Source organism: Streptomyces sp. Tu 2975 (assembly GCF_009832925.1).
Taxonomy (GTDB): Bacteria; Actinomycetota; Actinomycetes; order Streptomycetales; family Streptomycetaceae; genus Streptomyces.
Genome location: NZ_CP047140.1, coordinates 1552003 through 1568389, shown reverse-complemented (window position 1 = coordinate 1568389; position 16387 = coordinate 1552003). Strand labels below are relative to the sequence as shown.

Below are 16387 nucleotides of genomic sequence, written 5' to 3'. Positions count from 1 at the left end.
GGTCTGGCCGATACGAGAGGGTGGCTGCCGGGCGCGCCGACTCTGCGCAGCAAGAGAGTTCGCGCCGCACGGATTCCCGAGATCGCGGCCCTGGAACCCTCGCGTGTTACTCGCCGGTAAGCGATGATGGCCGGCAACCATCCACGCGTTCATGGGCGGAGCCAGCGGTGACGACTTCCGGGAAACAGACCACGGTGCACGCCTTCTGCGACGACGCCCTCGGTGAGCACGACGCCGTCGGGCTCGCAGAGGCGATCCGGCGGCGTGAGGTCGGCGTCGAGGAGGTCGCCCGGGACGCGGCGGCGCGGGTCAGCGCCGTGGAGGCGCGGCTCAACGCCGTTCAGGTGCGGCTCGACGTACCGGCGCGCGGCGCAGGCGTGGGCGCGGGCGGGGTGTTCGCCGGGGTGCCGACCTTCGTCAAGGACAACACCGACTACCTGGGGCTGCCCACCGGTCACGGCAGCGCCGCGTTCGTGCCGAAGGGCGCCCGCCGGCACGCGCCGTTCACGCGGCAGCTCCTGAGCACCGGTGTCACGGTGCTCGGCAAGACCCGGCTGCCCGAGTTCGGGTTCAGCCCGACCACGGAGTACGAGGACGCCGAGCCCGTCCGCAACCCGTGGCACACCGCCCACTCGGCGGGCGGTTCGTCGGGCGGCAGCGCGGCGCTCGTCGCGGCCGGCGCGGTGCCGGTCGCGCACGCCAACGACGGCGGCGGCTCGATCCGGATCCCCGCCGCCTGCTGCGGCCTCGTCGGGCTGAAGCCGACCCGTGGCCGGGTCGTGGCGAACGCGCAGGGCCGTCAACTGCCGCTCGACATCGTCACCGACGGCGTCCTGAGCCGGTCCGTGCGGGACACCGCCGCATTCCTTGCCGCCGCCGAGACGCACTGGCGCAACCCGAAACTGCCCCCGCTCGGCCTGGTCGAGGGCCCCTCTCGGCGGCGGCTCCGCATCGGTCTGCTGCTCGACTCGCCCAACGGGGTGCGATCCGACGCCGCCACCCGGGCCGCCGTCACGGAGACGGCGGCGACGCTCGAAGGGCTCGGGCACACCGTGGAACCGGTGGAGCTGGCGCTTGACCCCCGCTTCACCGAGGACTTCCTCGCCTACTGGGGCCTGTTGTCGTTCCTGATCGGCGTCACGGGCCGGACGCTCGGCGCGGACTTCGACCGGCGCCGCATGGACGGCCTCAGCCGGGGACTGCGCGAGGCGTACGTGAAGGACTGGCTGCGCACGCCCGGAGTGCTGCGGCGGCTGAAGCGCACGCGGGAGGCGTACGCGGCGGCGTTCCGCGGGCTCGACCTCGTCCTCTCCCCGGTGCTCGCCCACACCACGCCGCCGATCGGTCACCTCAGCCCGGGCGTTCCGTACCCGACGCTGATCGAACGGATCCTGGCGTACGTCGCGTTCACACCGGTCAACAACGTCGTCGGAACGCCGTCGATCTCGGTACCCGCCACGAGCGCGACGGAGGACGGGCTGCCCATCGGTGTCATGTTCTCCGGCCGCCCCGGAGACGAGCGAATGCTGCTGGAGGTCGCGTACGCGCTGGAGGCCGGCGCTCCCTTCCGGCGTATCCAGGACCTCTGAGATCCTTGGCCCCATGAGCACACCACCCGACGGGCTGCCCGTGTACCGCGTGCTGACCGGCCCCGACGACGAGGCGTTCTGCCGACGCGTGAGCGAGGCGCTCGGCCAGGGCTACCGACTGCACGAAGGCCCCGCCGTCACCTTCGACGGCGAGCGGGTCGTGGTCGCTCAGGCACTTCTCTGGCCGACACGGCACGGCCTCACCGGGACCGGGAACGAGCGCGGCTGAGGCAGTGGGAAGGCTGCGGCGCCCCCAGGTGCCGCAGCCCCGCTCCCCGGCCCGGAGTTCCGCAGTGCGGTTGGCCGGGTGACGCCGTGGCCGTGGGGCCGGGTGACCGTCAGGCGGTCACGTCGAGCACGTACTGCATCGAGTACAGGATCGCGGGCAGTGCCCCCAGCATGCCCGAGATCGCCCCGATGACGACCGGCAGCCGGTGGGTGGTGCGCAGTGACCTCGCCAGATAGCCGACGAGTACGAAGTAGGCCAGCGAGATGGTCACGCCGGCCAGCAGCCCGATCGATGAGCTTGTGAAGTGCATGGTGAGAGCACTCTCCTAACGTCCGTTTGCCCAGTCCGTGATGACTGCACACGGCGTGCGAGAGGAACGTCGGCAGGCTTCTGGCTAGGAGGCCCTCGGTGTCGTCTCGACGGCGTGACAGCGGTATGACCGTAGCCCAAAAGGCGGTCGCAGCAACAGAGTTGGCATATTCCGAAAACGCCAAGGGCCCCGGGAGGCCATCCCGGGGTTACCCTCGCGACGTATGGTCCAACGGACTGGGCAGTCTGGTGGCGGACGTCAGTTCAACTATGGTGGGCTCCGGCGATATACGAATGATGGACGTCCTGAATACGCCCGCACAGGGCGCGACGAGGTCGGGAGCGGTGATGCGCGGCGAGGAGGCGGCAGGCGCGCCGCAGTTGCGGTTCTCGGTGCTCGGGCCGGTGAGCATCCGGCGCGACGACGGAGAGGTGCTGCCTTCCGGGTCGCCGCAGCAACGCGCCCTCCTGGCAGCCCTGTTGCTGCGCAACGGACGCACGGCCACCGCCCAGGAGCTGATCGACGCCATCTGGGGCGAGGATGCGCCCACCCAGGCCCTGGCGGTCACGAGGACCTACGCCTCACGGCTGCGCAAGATCCTCGGTGTGAACGTCCTGCACAGCGAATCCGGCGGCTACGCCCTGCGCGTCCCCGAAGGCGCGGTGGACCTGGGGATCGCCAGGCGGCTGGCCGACGAGGCTCAGAAGCTGCTGGCGGCCGGCCACGCGGGCGAAGCCCGTGCCCGGATGAACGAGGCGCTCGGCCTGTGGGACGGGGAGGCGCTCACCGCGGTCCCGGGCCCGTTCGCCGACAGCCAGCGCGCCCGCCTGGAGGAGTGGCGCCTGCAACTCCTGGAGGCACGTCTCGACGCCGACCTGGAGATCGGCGCCCATGCGGAAGCCGTCTCCGAGCTGACCGCGCTCACCGACGCGTATCCCCTGCGTGAGCGGCTGCGTGAACTGCTGATGCTCGCCCTGTACCGCAGCGGGCGGCAGGCGGAGGCGCTCGCCGTGTACGCGGACACCCGACGGCTCCTCGCCGACGAGCTCGGTGTCGATCCGCGACCCGAACTCGCCGAGCTTCAACGGCGGATCCTCGCGGCGGACGTGACGCTGGCCACCTCCGGGCTCCGGGCGCCGCGCGCCGCTCCCGCCTCCGCCGCGTACCGTCCGGCCCAACTGCCGGCCAGGGAACCGTACTTCGCCGGCCGGGTGGCGGCCGTGCACGAGACCGTCCGGCGGCTGACGTCGGCCGAGGACGAGACGGCGACGCCCGTCGTCGCGGTGTCCGGCATGGCGGGCGCGGGCAAGACGGCGTTCGCGCTGGAGGTGGGGCACGCAGTCCGGCCCTGCTTTCCGGACGGCCAGCTCTACGCGCATCTCGACCGGCCCCGGCAAGGGACTGCCGACGTGCACGACGTCCTGGGCGACTTCCTCCAGGCCCTCGGTGTCCCGCGCTCCGAACTGCCCGACAGGTGGCAGGCCCGGGCCGCGCTGTACCGCTCCGCCCTCGACGGCCGCCGGATCCTCGTGGTGCTGGACGACGTGCGGGACGCGGCCCAGGTCCGGCCCCTGCTGCCGGGGACGGCAGGGTGTGCGGCGCTGGTCACCAGCCGTGGCCGGATGGTCGATCTGGCGGGGGCGCACCTCGTGGACCTGGACGTGATGTCCCCGGCGGAGGCCGTCCAGTTCTTCACAGGCGTCGTCGGTGCGGAACGGGTGGCCGACGAGCACGAAGCCGTTCTCGACGTGGTGGCGGCCTGCGGCTTCCTGCCGCTCGCGATCCGCATCGCCGCCTCCCGGCTGGCCGCCCGCCGCACCTGGACGGTCCGCGTGCTGGCGGCCAGACTCGCCGACGAGCGCCGGCGGCTGGAGGAACTTCGCGCGGGTGACCTCGCGGTCAAGAGCGCCTTCGAACTCGGCTACGGGCAACTGGACCCGGCCGGCGCACGCGCCTTCCGTCTCCTGGCCCTCGCCGACGGCCCCGACATCCCCCTGGCGGCCGCGGCGGCCGTCCTGGACCTGCCCCAGCGTTACGCCGAGGACCTGCTGGAGGGTTTGGTGGACGCCTCCCTGCTCGAGTCCGTGGGTCCGCAGTGGTACCGCTACCACGATCTCCTCCGTCTCTTCGCCCGCGCCTGCTGTGAACGCGAGGAAGCGGCACCGGAGCGCGAGGCCGCCCTGCTGCGCCTCGAGCGCGCCCGCGACCAGGACGGCGACCGTGCCCGCGTTCCAGCCCCGGACCCGGCGCCCGCCATCCACCGCGGGTCCTGAGACACGGCATCGCGTGGGGGCGGTCCGGGAGTCACCCGAACCGCCCCTGTCGTACGCCCCCGGGCCGCGGACCTACCGGACCGGCTTGAGCTCCGCCATCTCGTTCCAGCCCTGGCCCGGGACCTCGACGTGGATGATCTCCGGGGTGGTCGCGATGGCCGCCGCCATCGACTCCATGCCGGCCCGGAAGTGGTCGGAGGCCACATGTGCCGCGCCCGCGTCGGCGTCGGCGAAGGCCTCCAGGAGCGTGAACCTGTGAGGGTCGTCGACGCTGCGCGACCAGTCGTAGAAGAGGTTTCCGGGCTCGGCGCGGGTCGCGCGCGTGAAGTCGTCGACGATCTCGAGCCAGCGGTCGCTGTACTCGGGGCGGACGGTGAACCTGACGGCGATGAAGATCATGCCGTCCACGGTGCCGCCACCGGCCGCGCGGAGCCACTAGCGGCGCGCCCGATTCCGGCTGTGCCGGAAAACGGCCCGAAAACGGTCCGAGAGCGGCCGGAAAACAGCCGGAAAGCGGCCGCAAAACGGCCGTCCGGTCAGAGCGACGCCGTCGCCGCGGCCCGCGCCAGCGCCGCCCGGATCTCCCCGTGCCGCCGCCGGAAGTCGGCGGTGGGCAGCGACACCGACAGCGCCCGCACCACGCCCTCCGGGCCGTCGGCCGGCTGCGGCAGCGTGGTCGCAAGGCAGGTGAACCCGGGGTCCGCCTCGCCCATCGACACCGCGAGGCCCTGCCCCCGCACCTGCGCGACCTCCGCCTCGAAGCGTTCCGCCGTCGTGATCGTGCGGTCGGTGAACCGGGCCATGCCATGCTCGGCCAGATACCGCCGCCGGGCCGTCCTCGGCAGCGCGGCGAGCAGCACCTTCCCGTGGGCGGTGGCGTGTGCGCGGGTCTCGGGTCCGGGCAGGAAGGGGTGGGCCACGTCCGTCACCGGCACCGTGCTGTCGATCATGACGATCCGGCCGTCCCGGTACGCGGTGAAGTACGCCTCTGCTCCGGTGGCCCGCCGCAGCCGGGGCAGCAGCTCGGCGATCTGCGGCCCGAGCCCCAGGTGCCTCCGGTGCGACCGGTGCAGCGCGGCCAGCCGCGGCCCGGGGGCGTACCCGGCACCGGTGCGGACCAGGTGCCCGCGGGCGGTCAGCGGCCCCAGCAGGTGGTACACGGTCGACAGCGAGCACCCCAGCCGCCGGGCGAGGACCTTCGCCCCGACCGGCCCGGGAGCGTCCGCCACGGCGTCGAGGATCTCCAGCGCGCGGTCGACCGACTGCGGCACGGCGGGGCGGGGTGCTGGGCGGGTCATGCGTCTGTTCCTTCCGGGCGTACGTATCCCCGAGCCTACGCGGCGGGGCACCCGGCCCGGCCGCGTACGCGCCCCCAGGAGCCCTCGCCCGCTCAGCCCAGGAAGTCCGTGACCGCGCGCACGAAGCCCTCGCGGTCGTCGTGCCAGGGGAAGTGGCCCGCGGCCGGCAGGACGACGGTCCTGGCGTCGGGGAACGCCGTGGCGGCCGCGGTCACCGCGCGCGGCGGCGCGGCCACGTCGAACTCGCCCGCCAGCAGGAGGGTGCGGCCCTCGAAGGCCGACAGCGCCTCGCGGGTCGCCGCGGGGGCGAAGGCGCCCTCCGCGTCGTACAGCGCCCCGGCCTCCTGGTTGCGCTGCTGCGGGCCGGCCGCCCGGTGGGCGCGGGCCGCCGGGTCCCAGCGCCCGTGGGTGAAGGGTGCGACGGCCTCCCAGTCGCTTTCCGTCGTGCGTCCCTGGGTGACCGCCTCCAGGGCTTCGTAGGCCGCCGGGAACCACTCCTCGTCACGCCGGAGCCGGGCCGTCTCCAGGCGGTCCTCCGCGGTGGCCTCCTCGCCGACGGCCTGGCCGCCGGGCGTCACGAGCACCAGGTCGGAGACCCGCTTCGGGTACCGGGCCGTGTAGAGCGTCGCCAGCTCCGCCCCGGCCGAGTGTCCGAGGAGACGCATCCGGTCGAGACCGAGGTGCAGGCGCAGCGCCTCGACGTCGTCCACCAGCCGGTCACAGCGGTACGAGGCGGGGTCGGTGGCGGCCGCGGACGCGCCCGTCCCTCGCAGGTCGAGCCCGATCACACGGTGGCCGGCCGCTGCGAGGCCCCCGAGGTCGCCGAAGTAGGCGGATGCCCGCATGGGGCCGCCCGGCAGGCAGATCAACGGCGGGCCGTCACCGGAGACATGGCAGGCGAGAACGGTCCCGTCGGGGGCCTGGAAGGTGGGCATGGCCCGACCCTGTCAGCACCTTCCGGGAGGGTCAAGCGGCCGCTGCCCTGTGCCGAACGGGCCGCACCGGCAGGGGGGTTCCGTGACAGCCGGGGTGGCAGGGGCCGTGGGCGCTTCGGTCGCTCCCGACTCTGCCGTGATCGCGCCCGTCCCCTGGACTCCGTCCCGCCGTACGCGTCACTGCCCGGGGGTCAGCCGCGCTCGACGAACTGCTCCGGTGCGTCGGGACACGTGGTGGTGCTCGCCGCAGCGGGTCCGGACCGCGTCGGAGTGCCGGGCAACGCGCGATCGGCGCGCCGTGGCGTCGAGGTTCCGCTGTTCCGCGCCCGCCCGGTGGCCTGGGCGTCACCACGGATCGACGGGCAACCGGTCCTCGACATGGTCCTCGCTGTAGCCGAGCCGTTCGGCGATCGCCTCGAAGCGGGCCCGGCGGTCTCCGTCGATCGTGACGTCGCAGGTGCCGAGAGTCTGCAGGAGCAGGCGGAACGCGAGGTCCGGGTCGACGGCTGTGACGCACGCCTCCAACGCCGGCACGGCGCTGCGGAGCGCCGGGGCTCCGGCGTGCTCCGGGCGGTCCGTCAGTTCCGGGGCGGCCTGCCGGACCTCGCGCATGACCAGGTCCGCCGACTCCGTCCGGGCGGGCGACACGTGGGGGACGTAGGCGGGGTCCACGTCCTCCAGCCGCTGCTGGCACACCTCGGCGATCTGCTCGAGCCACGTCCGACCGTCGGCGTCGAAGTCGTCGGTGTCGTTCCACCGTCCCGACGCCGCTCGCCACAGCGCGGTCACCGCGTCGTCCGGCAGGGCGGAGCGCGACAGTCGCTGTACGTCCTCCAGAAGCACCGCCGCCTGTGACCCCGGGACGAGCCCGGCGTCGGCATGGGCGACGCGCTCGATGTTCTCGCGCAGCGTCCCTTCGTGAGGCCGGCCCGACCCGTAGAAGACGGCCGCGAGGACGGGCAGCCCGAAACGCCCGTACGCGAAGTCGCGCCGGCCGGGGTCGACGGGGGGCCACCTCACGGTCAGCCCTTCGTACACGGCGGACCCCGGGTAGGCCAGGCGGTCGCCGATCGCGAGGAGCCGGTCGTACCGATCCGCTTCGATCGGAACGGAGTAGGCCTTCGCGGCACGCAGGAACATGCGGAACCCGAGGTCCGCGTCCGCATCCCGCACGAGCCGGCGCAGGGCCGCGACGACGCCGGGTACGGCGACGCGGCGCTCGAGACCGGCCGCGGCCAGGTCGATCTCCGCGGTGACGGCACGGCTCAGTTCCTCCTCCGGCACCACCGGCCCGGCTTCCACCGGTGCGCCGCCGTCCAACCCGCCCGGCTCCGCTCCCGGTGCCGGGCACACGCCGGCGACACGGCGCAGCCACGCCCGCATGTCCGTGCCCTCCTCCACCGGGTCGAAGCAGCCGCGTGTGGCGGCCAGCCACACGGTGTGGACGACCGTGTCCGGAAGCCGAGAGTCCAGCAGCAGCCGGGCGTCCCTGCCCAGTTGCTCGTCCTCGTCCTCGGTCGCGGCACGCCGCGCGAGGGCGAGCACGGTCGGCCCGTCGAGGCGCAGCGTCGAACGGGAGCAGACGGTCCCGGCCAGGCCGCTGAGGCCGAAGTCCGCTTCATGGTCGACGTAGTGGATCGGGCGTGACCCGTGGGTCATGGGGCCTCCTGATGGGTGCGGGCACCCCTCCGCCCGGAGGGGTGCCCGCGGTTCTCGTCGGTGTGGATCAGTGCGGTGCGGTCACGGAAGCGGGTAGGCCGTGAAGACGACGTACTTGCTGGGCTTGTGCTGCTTGCCCACGTACTTCAGCAGGATCCTCACCTTGTTGCTCGCCGCTTCACCGGCAGCGGGGCCACCGACCTTGAAGACGGTACCGAGGGACCCTTCGTTCCTGAGCGTCCACTCGATGGGGAGGGCGTCCCGCTTCGCGTCGAAGATGTAACCCGGCTTGCCCTGCTTCTGGGCCTCCTTCTTCACCCAGGCGTCCAGCCGCTCCGCATTGCGGGGCTCCCGGATCCACTGCTGCATGGCCTCGTCCACCGCACGGGCCGCGGTCGCCTCGTCGGTCCACCTGCCGGCGACCCCGCCTTGGGCCTTCCTGGCCTTCTCCATCATCTGGGCATCGGTCTTGTTGACGTGCTGCTCCAGGGTGTGCGCCCCTCCGACGCCCTCGTCGGCCACGATGTTGGTGCAGTTGTGGACGAGGAGGTCCTGCGCGGACCCCTCGGGGCGGACGTAGAACGTGCGCAGACCGTCGACCGTCAGGTCGAACACCTCGGTGGGGAGAGGTCGCCCCGCTGCGCGAGTCCGGTCACCGGACGGAGCGAGCCGTCCGGTGTGCGCATCCTGTCGCCCACCCGGAGGTCGGAGACCAGGACCCAGCCGCGGCTTTCGACGTAGAACCTGTGGCCGACGGTGCTGGTCAGCACACCGCCCGCCACCGAGATGTCCACGAGCCTCTCCGTGTCGTGCCGGAAGGTGTCGACCACCGGCCGGGCGACGGACCGTCCGGACGACAGGTCCGTCGCGAGGACGAGGTCACCGGTGCGGACGTCGCGGATGGCCTTGCGGGTGCCGTCCGGCATCAGGACCTGTGTGTCGCCGGGGAAGCTGTTGACCCTGCAGGCGGTGGCCACGTCCTCGTAGGTGTTGACCGTGCTCTGGAGCTTGGCAAGGGTCGCCGGGTCCAGGTCCAGGGTCTTGAGCGCCTTGAACGCGTCGGCGACGCCGACACCGGTGTGCATGGCGGCGTCGAGGGCACGGATGCCGTCGGCGATCTTGGCGAAGGCCTTGCCCGGGATGAAGTTGGAAGCAGCCCAGGCACAGGCGCCTGCGCTGCCGTGATAGCAGTCGACGAAGTCCTGGACCAGGACGGCCTTGATGAGCTGGTAGACGACCGTCTGCTGTATCAGGTCGAGCTTGCTGAAGTACCGGGTGACCTCCTGCTTCAGACCCGGGAAGGTCTTGGTCTCGAGAAGCAGGGTGTTCTCCGACGGGCAGCCGGACGCCGTCGCCGGCACCTCGGGGTCGGTGCAGAGATAGAAGTCGACGGTCGCCGTGAACGTCACGTCGAAGGTGACGGTGCAGCCTTCGAAGCCGATCTCGATGACGCAGTCGTTGAGTTGTTCGGCGTCGGTGACCTTGATCGTGTCTTCGTCGACGACGTACCAGGTGCCGCCGATGCCGGTGCCGGCTCCCGAGGAGACCTGCTGGTTGGCCTTCTTGCGCTCGGCGGACTCCGCGGCCTGCTGGGCGGATTCGGCGTACTTCTGGGCGTCCTTCGCCGCTTGTTCGGCCGCGGAGGCGGCGGCGTCGGCGCGGGTGGCCGCCGCGCGGGCGTCCTTGGCGGCCTGCTCGGCCGCGGCTGCGGCGTCGCGGGCGGCCTGGGCGTCCAGCGCGGCCGCGTCGGCGGACGCGCGGGCGTCGGCGGCGTGGCCCTCGGCCCGGCCGGCAGCTTTGTCGGCGGCCGTGGCGTCCTCGGTGGCCTTGCGGTCGTACTCGATGGTGCGGGCCAGCGACGCCGAGGCCAGGGACGCGGCCTTGGCGGCGTCGGCCGCGTGGCCGAGTGCCTCCTTGGAGTAGGTACGGGCGCGGGCCGCGTGGCCCGCTGCGTTCGCGGCGTGCTGGTAGGCGGCCTTCGCGTCGCCCTGCGCGGCCTCGGCCAGGCTCTGGGCGAGCGCGGCCTCCTGCTGCGCGTTCTTGGCGTGCGCGTCGGCGACCGCCTTCTGCTGCTCGGCGATCGACTTCGACGCCTGGCCCGTCAGCACGACCAGGCCGGCTGCCGAGTCCGTGGTGACGTACGGGGAGCCGAGCTGGATGGCGTCGTTCGCCGGCTTGGCGACCTGCGCGGCCGCGTTCCCGGCGTCGACGGCGGCCTGGGCCGTGACATGGGCGAAGCCCGCTGCCTTCGCCGCGGCCGCCAGAGCCTTGCCGGCCTCCTTGTTCGCCTCGTCCGCGTGGGCTTTGGCTGCCTTGGCGTCCTTCTCCGCCTCCTCCGCCAGCTTGACCGCCGCCGCCGCTTCCGCGGAGGCGTGCTCGGAGGCGTCGATCGCGTCCGCTGCGGCGCTCGTCGCGGTCCGCACCGCGGCGTCCGCCTTCAGCTTCGCCGCCTGCGCGGCATCCGCGTCCGAGCGGGCCCGCTTCGCGGCCGCCTCGGCACGGGTGGCCGCCGCGTCCGCGTCGGCCGCTGCCTGCGTCGCGGCGTCGGCCGCGGTACGGGCCCGGCCCGCCGCCGCCTCCGCGTCATCGGCGTGCCCCGCCGCTGCGTCGGCCGCCGCCCTCGACTCCTTGGCGTTGGCATCGGACTCGTGCGCCTGCGCGAACGCCTCCTTCGCGATCGCCTTGGCACGCGCCGCGTTCGCCTTCTGCTCCGCGTCCCACGCGTCGTCCCGCAGATCACGCGCTCTGTCGCGGGCCTTCTCCGCCGCGTTCTTCTTCTCGACCGCAGTGCCCTCGGCCGACTGCGCCGCCTCCTTGGCCGACTGCGCCTTCGACGCCTCGGCCTCGGCGGTCTTACGGTGCTGCGCCGCCTCGGCCCGCTTGGCCGCCGCGGTCGCCTTCTCCTTCTCGGCCGTCTTCTCCTCGGCCTCCGCCGACAACCGCTTGGCGTGCGCCTCGGCAGCGGCCGCCTTGGCGTCCGCCTCCGCCTGCACAGCGACCGCCAGCTTGGCCTCGGCGATCTCCTTGTCCTTCTTGGCGTTGTCCCGGTGCACCTTGGCCGCGTCGGCCGCCGCCTTGGCCTGCAGTTCGGCGGTGTGTGCCGCCTCCTTGCGGAACTCCGCCTTCGATTGCGCGGCCTGCGCCAGCGCACGCTGCGCGATGGTGTGGCTGTCGCCTGCTGACGCGCGGGTGGCGGCCTCGGCGGTCTCGCCGGCCTTCACCATCGCCTCCAGCGCGGCGGCCGCGCCCTGGGTGACCTGTGCCTTCTGCTGACCGACCAGCAGGCCGCGGCCACGCGGCGCGCCGTTCTTGTCCGCGACGGCGTAGGCGGCCTGCTCCGCGGTGTCGGAGGCGGTGGCCGCCGCCTTCGCCGCGGCGGCGTGCTTCTTCAGGACGGCGAGCTGCGCCTTCGCCCCCGCCTGGGCGGCGGCGATGCCCTTCTTCGCCTTGTCGAACTGCGCCTTGGGGATGGTCTCCCCGCTGTGGCCGGACGGCTCGATGCCGAACCGCTGGGGGGCGGCGCCGCTGCACGTCCACAGCCGGGCGTTGACGCTGTCGTCGTACTTGGGCAGGTCGAGGCACTTGCCCGTGCCCACGTTCCTCAGGGGCGTGGTCGCGCGGACGTTGTATTCCCAGGTCTGCGCCGGGCTGCTGCTGCACGTCCAGATCTGGATCTTCGTGCCGTCGGCGGAGTTCGTGCCGGACACGTCCAGGCACTTCTGGGAGTTGACGTTGCGCAGATGCAGACCCCGGTCGTCGCCCTCGACCAGCCACTGCTGCGCGGCCGAGCCGTTGCACCTGTACACCTGGACCGGTGTGCCGTTGGTCTTCTTGGCGCCCTCGACGTCGAGGCACTTGCCCGTCGTGCCGCGCAGTTCGACGACCACCGGGCTGTCACCGATCCAGCCGACACCACCCGGGGACCAGAAGTCCTGCCAGCGGGCCAGGTGGTCGGCGACCCACGAATGCCCCAGCATCTCGCCGAGCGCCTTCGAACCGGCGGCGAGGGCCTGGGTCGCGTCCTTGTTGGCGTCCAGCAGCTGGTTGCGCTGCACGGTCTGCGAGGCGATCTCCTGCTGCCACTCGGCGGCGGCGGTGGCGCTGAGTGGCTCGAGGACCTTGTTCGGGTCGAGCGGGTCACGCCAGGCGCAGGACGCGAACCGGGTCTTCAGGTCCTCGACCGCGATGCGGAACTCGGCCGAACCCGCGGCGGGGGCGGTGCGGGGGAAGCCTCCGGAGGAAAGGAAGACGCGGGCGTCGTCCGCGCCGGTGGGGTCGATCCCCGACTCGTTCAGCCACTCGAAGGCGGCGCGCTCGACGAGGGCGCGGTTCCACTCGTCCGAGGGGAGCGACGGGTCGGTGTCCTCCGGGTAGAGGGGGGTGCCGAGATCGCTGACGGCCTTGCGTGTCGCGTCGTCCGCCGGAGGAGTCGGGTCCTCGTAGAAGCCGCTCTCTTCCTTCCAGAACCGGTCGGCGGTCCACTTGGTCAGACCGGTCTGCGCGTAGAAGTCCTCGCCCTCACGTGTGCCGGGCGGCCAGTGGAAGCCGGTCTCGGTGAAACCGGCAGGTGTGGTCAGCCCCTGGAGAGGCGCCTGCCAGCCGTCCCGGACGGCGTGGAGGGCGTCCAGGTCCTTCTTGGCGGATTCCCGGTCCTTCGTGTACGCCTGCGCGAGCGGCGTGTTCTCCCAGTGCTGCCGGTCGGCCAGGGCGTGGAGTTTGTCCTGCGGCTGGTTGAGGCCGTCCTGTGCGACGGCGGCCATGGACGGTCCGCCCAGGCGCAGCACGTCGGACATCAGGCACTGGTCCTGCCGCAGTTGTTCCGCGGGGGTGTCGTTGTACCAGTCGTAGGAGTCGCTCGCCGCGGCGGTGCGCTGCCCGGCGAACTGCTGCGCCGGAACAGGCTGGGCGGCGAGGCCGCCGAGGACGGCGAGCGCCGCCAAGGAGGTGACGAGGGGGGTGAGTACCGGAGATCTGCGTGCTCGGGGTCTGAGCAACCCTGGTCTGGGGCGCACAAGGCATCCTTCGTGGTGAACGAGGGCAGTAGGGGGTGGCCCGTCGGAGAAGGCGGAACCGGTGCGTGCGGATCAGGCCGCTGTCCCGGCGTCGGAACAGGTGTGGCAGGCGACCCGGTCGGAGCCGGCCTGCGTGGTGACCCGGTGTCGCGGCATGACGGTTCATCCCTCCCCGTGGCGGCACTGTTCCCCCGGCCGCCGGTTGGTGTGCGCGCCACGGTGGAGCGGTCAAGATCCACCACGTGCGCGGCGATCACCATAGGCACAGGTCAACGTGGGTGTGCAAGGGCCGACTTCAGCGCTCGGGCCGGATTCCACGGCAGCATGTGCGGGAGTTCTGGTCGAACCTGCTGTGCAAATCCCGTGCTCATCGTCGGTGTTACCTGTGTGACTCCTGTGAAGGAAGGGTGGCAACGAAAGGTTTTCCGGCCAGAATTTGACCGATAGTCACCCTCAGATGGAGTGCGCCATTCCGCCCCCCCGCCCGCGGACAGCGCAGCGCACCGCCGCCGGTGCTGTGCGGTACCGGGGGCGGTGCGGGAGTGGTGCAAGCGCGGCGCGGGCGGCGCAGGCGTCAGCCGACGAGCTGCTCGTACGCGGGCAGCGTGAGGAAGTCCTCGTAGTTCTCGTCCAGGGCCACCTTCAGCAGCAGGTCGTGCGCCTGCTGCCAGTTGCCGGACGCGAAGGCATCCTCGCCGACTTCCTCGCGGATCGCGGCCAGTTCCTCCGCCGCGACCCTCTTGGCCAGCTCCGGAGTGGCGCGCTCGCCGTTCTCGAAGACGACGCCCGCGTTGATCCACTGCCAGATCTGGGAGCGGGAGATCTCCGCCGTCGCCGCGTCCTCCATCAGGTTGAAGATGGCCACGGCGCCGAGGCCACGCAGCCACGCCTCGATGTAGCGGATGCCGACCTGGACGGCGTTGCGCAGGCCCTCGTACGTGGGCCTGGCGTCGAGGGAGTCGACGGCGATCAGGTCGCCGGGCGCCACGGAGACGTCCTCGCGCAGGCGGTCCTTCTGGTTCGGCCGGTCGCCGAGGACCGCGTCGAACGAGGCCATCGCGATGGGCACCAGGTCCGGGTGGGCGACCCACGAGCCGTCGAAGCCGTCGCCGGCCTCGCGGTCCTTGTCCGCCTTGACCTTCTCGAACGCGACCTTGTTGACCTCGGCGTCCTTGCGGGACGGGATGAACGCGGCCATGCCGCCGATCGCGTGCGCGCCGCGCTTGTGGCAGGTGCGCACCAGCAGTTCGGTGTACGCCCGCATGAAGGGGGCGGTCATCGTGACCGCGTTGCGGTCCGGGAGGACGAACTTCTCGCCGCCGTCACGGAAGTTCTTGACGATGGAGAAGAGGTAGTCCCAGCGGCCGGCGTTCAGACCGGAGGCGTGGTCGCGGAGCTCGTAGAGGATCTCCTCCATCTCGTACGCCGCGGTGATCGTCTCGATCAGCACGGTCGCGCGGACCGACCCCTGCGGGACGCCGACGTGATCCTGGGCGAAGACGAAGATGTCGTTCCAGAGGCGGGCCTCCAGGTGCGACTCGGTCTTCGGCAGGTAGAAGTACGGGCCCTTGCCGACGTCGAGCAGGCGCCGGGCGTTGTGGAAGAAGTAGAGGCCGAAGTCGACCAGCGCGCCCGGCACCGGGGTCCCGTCCACGGTGAGGTGGCGCTCGGCGAGGTGCCAGCCACGCGGGCGCATCACGACGGTCGCGAGCTCGTCCGCGGGCTTCAGGGCGTACGTCTTGCCCGACCTCGGGTCGGTGAAGTCGATCCGGCGCTCGTAGGCGTCGATGAGATTGAGCTGGCCGAGGATCACGTTCTCCCACGTGGGGGCGGACGCGTCCTCGAAGTCGGCGAGCCAGACCTTCGCACCCGAGTTGAGGGCGTTGATGGTCATCTTGCGGTCGGTCGGTCCGGTGATCTCCACGCGACGGTCGTTCAGGGCAGCGGGGGCCTCTGCGACCTTCCAGGAGTCGTCCGCGCGGATCGCGGCGGTCTCCGGGAGGAAGTCCAGCGTGGAGGTGCGGGCGATCTCGGCGCGGCGCTCGGCGCGGCGGGCGAGCAGCTCGTCACGGCGCGGGGTGAAGCGCCGGTGCAGCTCGGCCACGAACGCGAGGGCCGCGTCGGTGAGGACCTCTTCCTGCCGGGGCAGGGGCTCGGCTTCGACGATGGCCAGCGGGGACGGCGCTGGTGCGGACATGAGCTGTCACTTCCTTCAGCGAGCTTCACATGCTTCGCATGCTTCGCGGGCGGTGCGGGGGCGCCGTGCGGCCGCCGGGTCGCCGGGGACGGCACTCAGTGCCAGTGGCTCCGGGGTACGGCCGAAGGCGCCGTCCGAGCAGTCAGGCGCTTCTGATCAGTGGATACTAGTTACCGCATGGTGGAAGTTCAATGGTTTGTTGATATCGAGATTCTCCGGGTCGACAGACCGTGGCGCACCGTGCCACGCCGTTCACCGAAGGTGCCGGAGGTCCTCCGGGGTGTCGATGTCGTACTCCTGTGCCACGTCACCGCACTCGACGAGCGTGATCACGTCGGCGTGGGCGCGCAGATATGCCCGTGCCCCCTGATCGCCCTCGGCCCCCGCCGCGATCCCGGCCCAGCGGTCAGCGCCGAAGAGCACCGGATGGCCCCGCCGCCCCCCGTACGCAGCGGCCGCCAGCGACGAACGGGACCGGTAGGCCGCACGCACCCGCGCCACCGCCTCCGCGCCGATCCCCGGTTGGTCCACCAGCAGCACCAACGCCGCGTCCACCGCGCCCAGCGAGGCGAGCCCCACACGCAGCGACGACCCCATCCCCTCCTCCCACGCCGGGTTGTCCCGCACCACGCATCCGCTCAGGTCCGCCTCCTCCCGTACGCGGTCCGCCGCCGCGCCCAGCACCACATGCACCGGACCGCAGCCGCCCTCGCGCAGCGTCCGTACGGCGTGCTCGACGAGCGGCCTGCCACGGTGTTCCAGCAGCGCCTTCGGCCTGCCGCCGAGCCGCCTGCCGCCGCCGGCCGCAAGCAACAATCCGGCGACGACCGGCCGGTGACGTTCCGTCGGAGTGCGAGGGGATGACATGAGGACTCCTTATCCCAT

At 72.3% G+C, this 16387-nt stretch carries 11 protein-coding genes and 1 pseudogene; 3 read left to right on the top strand and 9 right to left on the bottom strand.

What is annotated here, in order from left to right:
* The first annotated feature begins 167 nt into the window (after positions 1–167).
* Complete coding sequence (locus GLX30_RS06825) at positions 168–1589, top strand: amidase (protein WP_159684839.1); 1422 nt, start codon at positions 168–170, stop codon at positions 1587–1589.
* A gap of 13 nt (positions 1590–1602) precedes the next feature.
* Complete coding sequence (locus GLX30_RS06820) at positions 1603–1818, top strand: DUF1737 domain-containing protein (protein ID WP_159684836.1); 216 nt, start codon at positions 1603–1605, stop codon at positions 1816–1818.
* Between the two features lie 109 nt (positions 1819–1927).
* On the opposite strand, the gene GLX30_RS06815 is transcribed toward GLX30_RS06820, so the two are convergent.
* The gene (locus GLX30_RS06815) at positions 1928–2128 is read right to left on the bottom strand and encodes a hypothetical protein (RefSeq protein ID WP_159684833.1); all 201 of its coding nucleotides are present in this window, start codon (positions 2126–2128) and stop codon (positions 1928–1930) included.
* Positions 2129–2475: 347 nt separating this feature from the next.
* On the opposite strand from GLX30_RS06815, the pseudogene GLX30_RS06810 reads away from it, so the two are divergent.
* Positions 2476–4320: pseudogene (locus tag GLX30_RS06810) on the top strand (BTAD domain-containing putative transcriptional regulator); the annotation flags it as partial.
* Between the two features lie 153 nt (positions 4321–4473).
* Here GLX30_RS06810 and GLX30_RS06805 read toward each other — a convergent pair.
* From GLX30_RS06805 to GLX30_RS06775, 8 genes are all read right to left on the bottom strand, one after another.
* A complete protein-coding gene (locus tag GLX30_RS06805) occupies positions 4474–4800 on the bottom strand; it encodes a putative quinol monooxygenase (protein ID WP_159684830.1) in 327 nt (108 codons plus the stop codon).
* Between the two features lie 137 nt (positions 4801–4937).
* The gene (locus GLX30_RS06800; protein WP_159684827.1) at positions 4938–5699 is read right to left on the bottom strand and encodes an IclR family transcriptional regulator; all 762 of its coding nucleotides are present in this window, start codon (positions 5697–5699) and stop codon (positions 4938–4940) included.
* Between the two features lie 92 nt (positions 5700–5791).
* The gene (locus GLX30_RS06795) at positions 5792–6634 is read right to left on the bottom strand and encodes an alpha/beta hydrolase (protein WP_159684824.1); all 843 of its coding nucleotides are present in this window, start codon (positions 6632–6634) and stop codon (positions 5792–5794) included.
* 345 nt (positions 6635–6979) lie between these two features.
* Entirely contained in the window at positions 6980–8293 is a 1314-nt protein-coding gene (locus GLX30_RS06790; RefSeq protein WP_159684821.1) for a hypothetical protein, read from the bottom strand.
* 81 nt (positions 8294–8374) lie between these two features.
* On the bottom strand, positions 8375–8908 hold the full coding sequence (locus tag GLX30_RS36075; protein WP_347879694.1) for an RNase A-like domain-containing protein: 534 nt from the start codon (positions 8906–8908) through the stop codon (positions 8375–8377).
* Positions 8896–13233, bottom strand: coding sequence for an RICIN domain-containing protein (locus GLX30_RS06785; RefSeq protein ID WP_347879693.1), 4338 nt, complete (start codon positions 13231–13233; stop codon positions 8896–8898). Before GLX30_RS06785 ends, GLX30_RS36075 begins: the two co-directional genes overlap by 13 nt.
* A 646-nt stretch (positions 13234–13879) precedes the next feature.
* Complete coding sequence (gene aceB, locus GLX30_RS06780) at positions 13880–15502, bottom strand: malate synthase A (protein WP_159684818.1); 1623 nt, start codon at positions 15500–15502, stop codon at positions 13880–13882.
* A 252-nt stretch (positions 15503–15754) separates the two neighbouring features.
* The gene (locus GLX30_RS06775) at positions 15755–16369 is read right to left on the bottom strand and encodes a nucleotidyltransferase family protein (RefSeq protein ID WP_159684782.1); all 615 of its coding nucleotides are present in this window, start codon (positions 16367–16369) and stop codon (positions 15755–15757) included.
* Positions 16370–16387 lie beyond the last annotated feature (18 nt).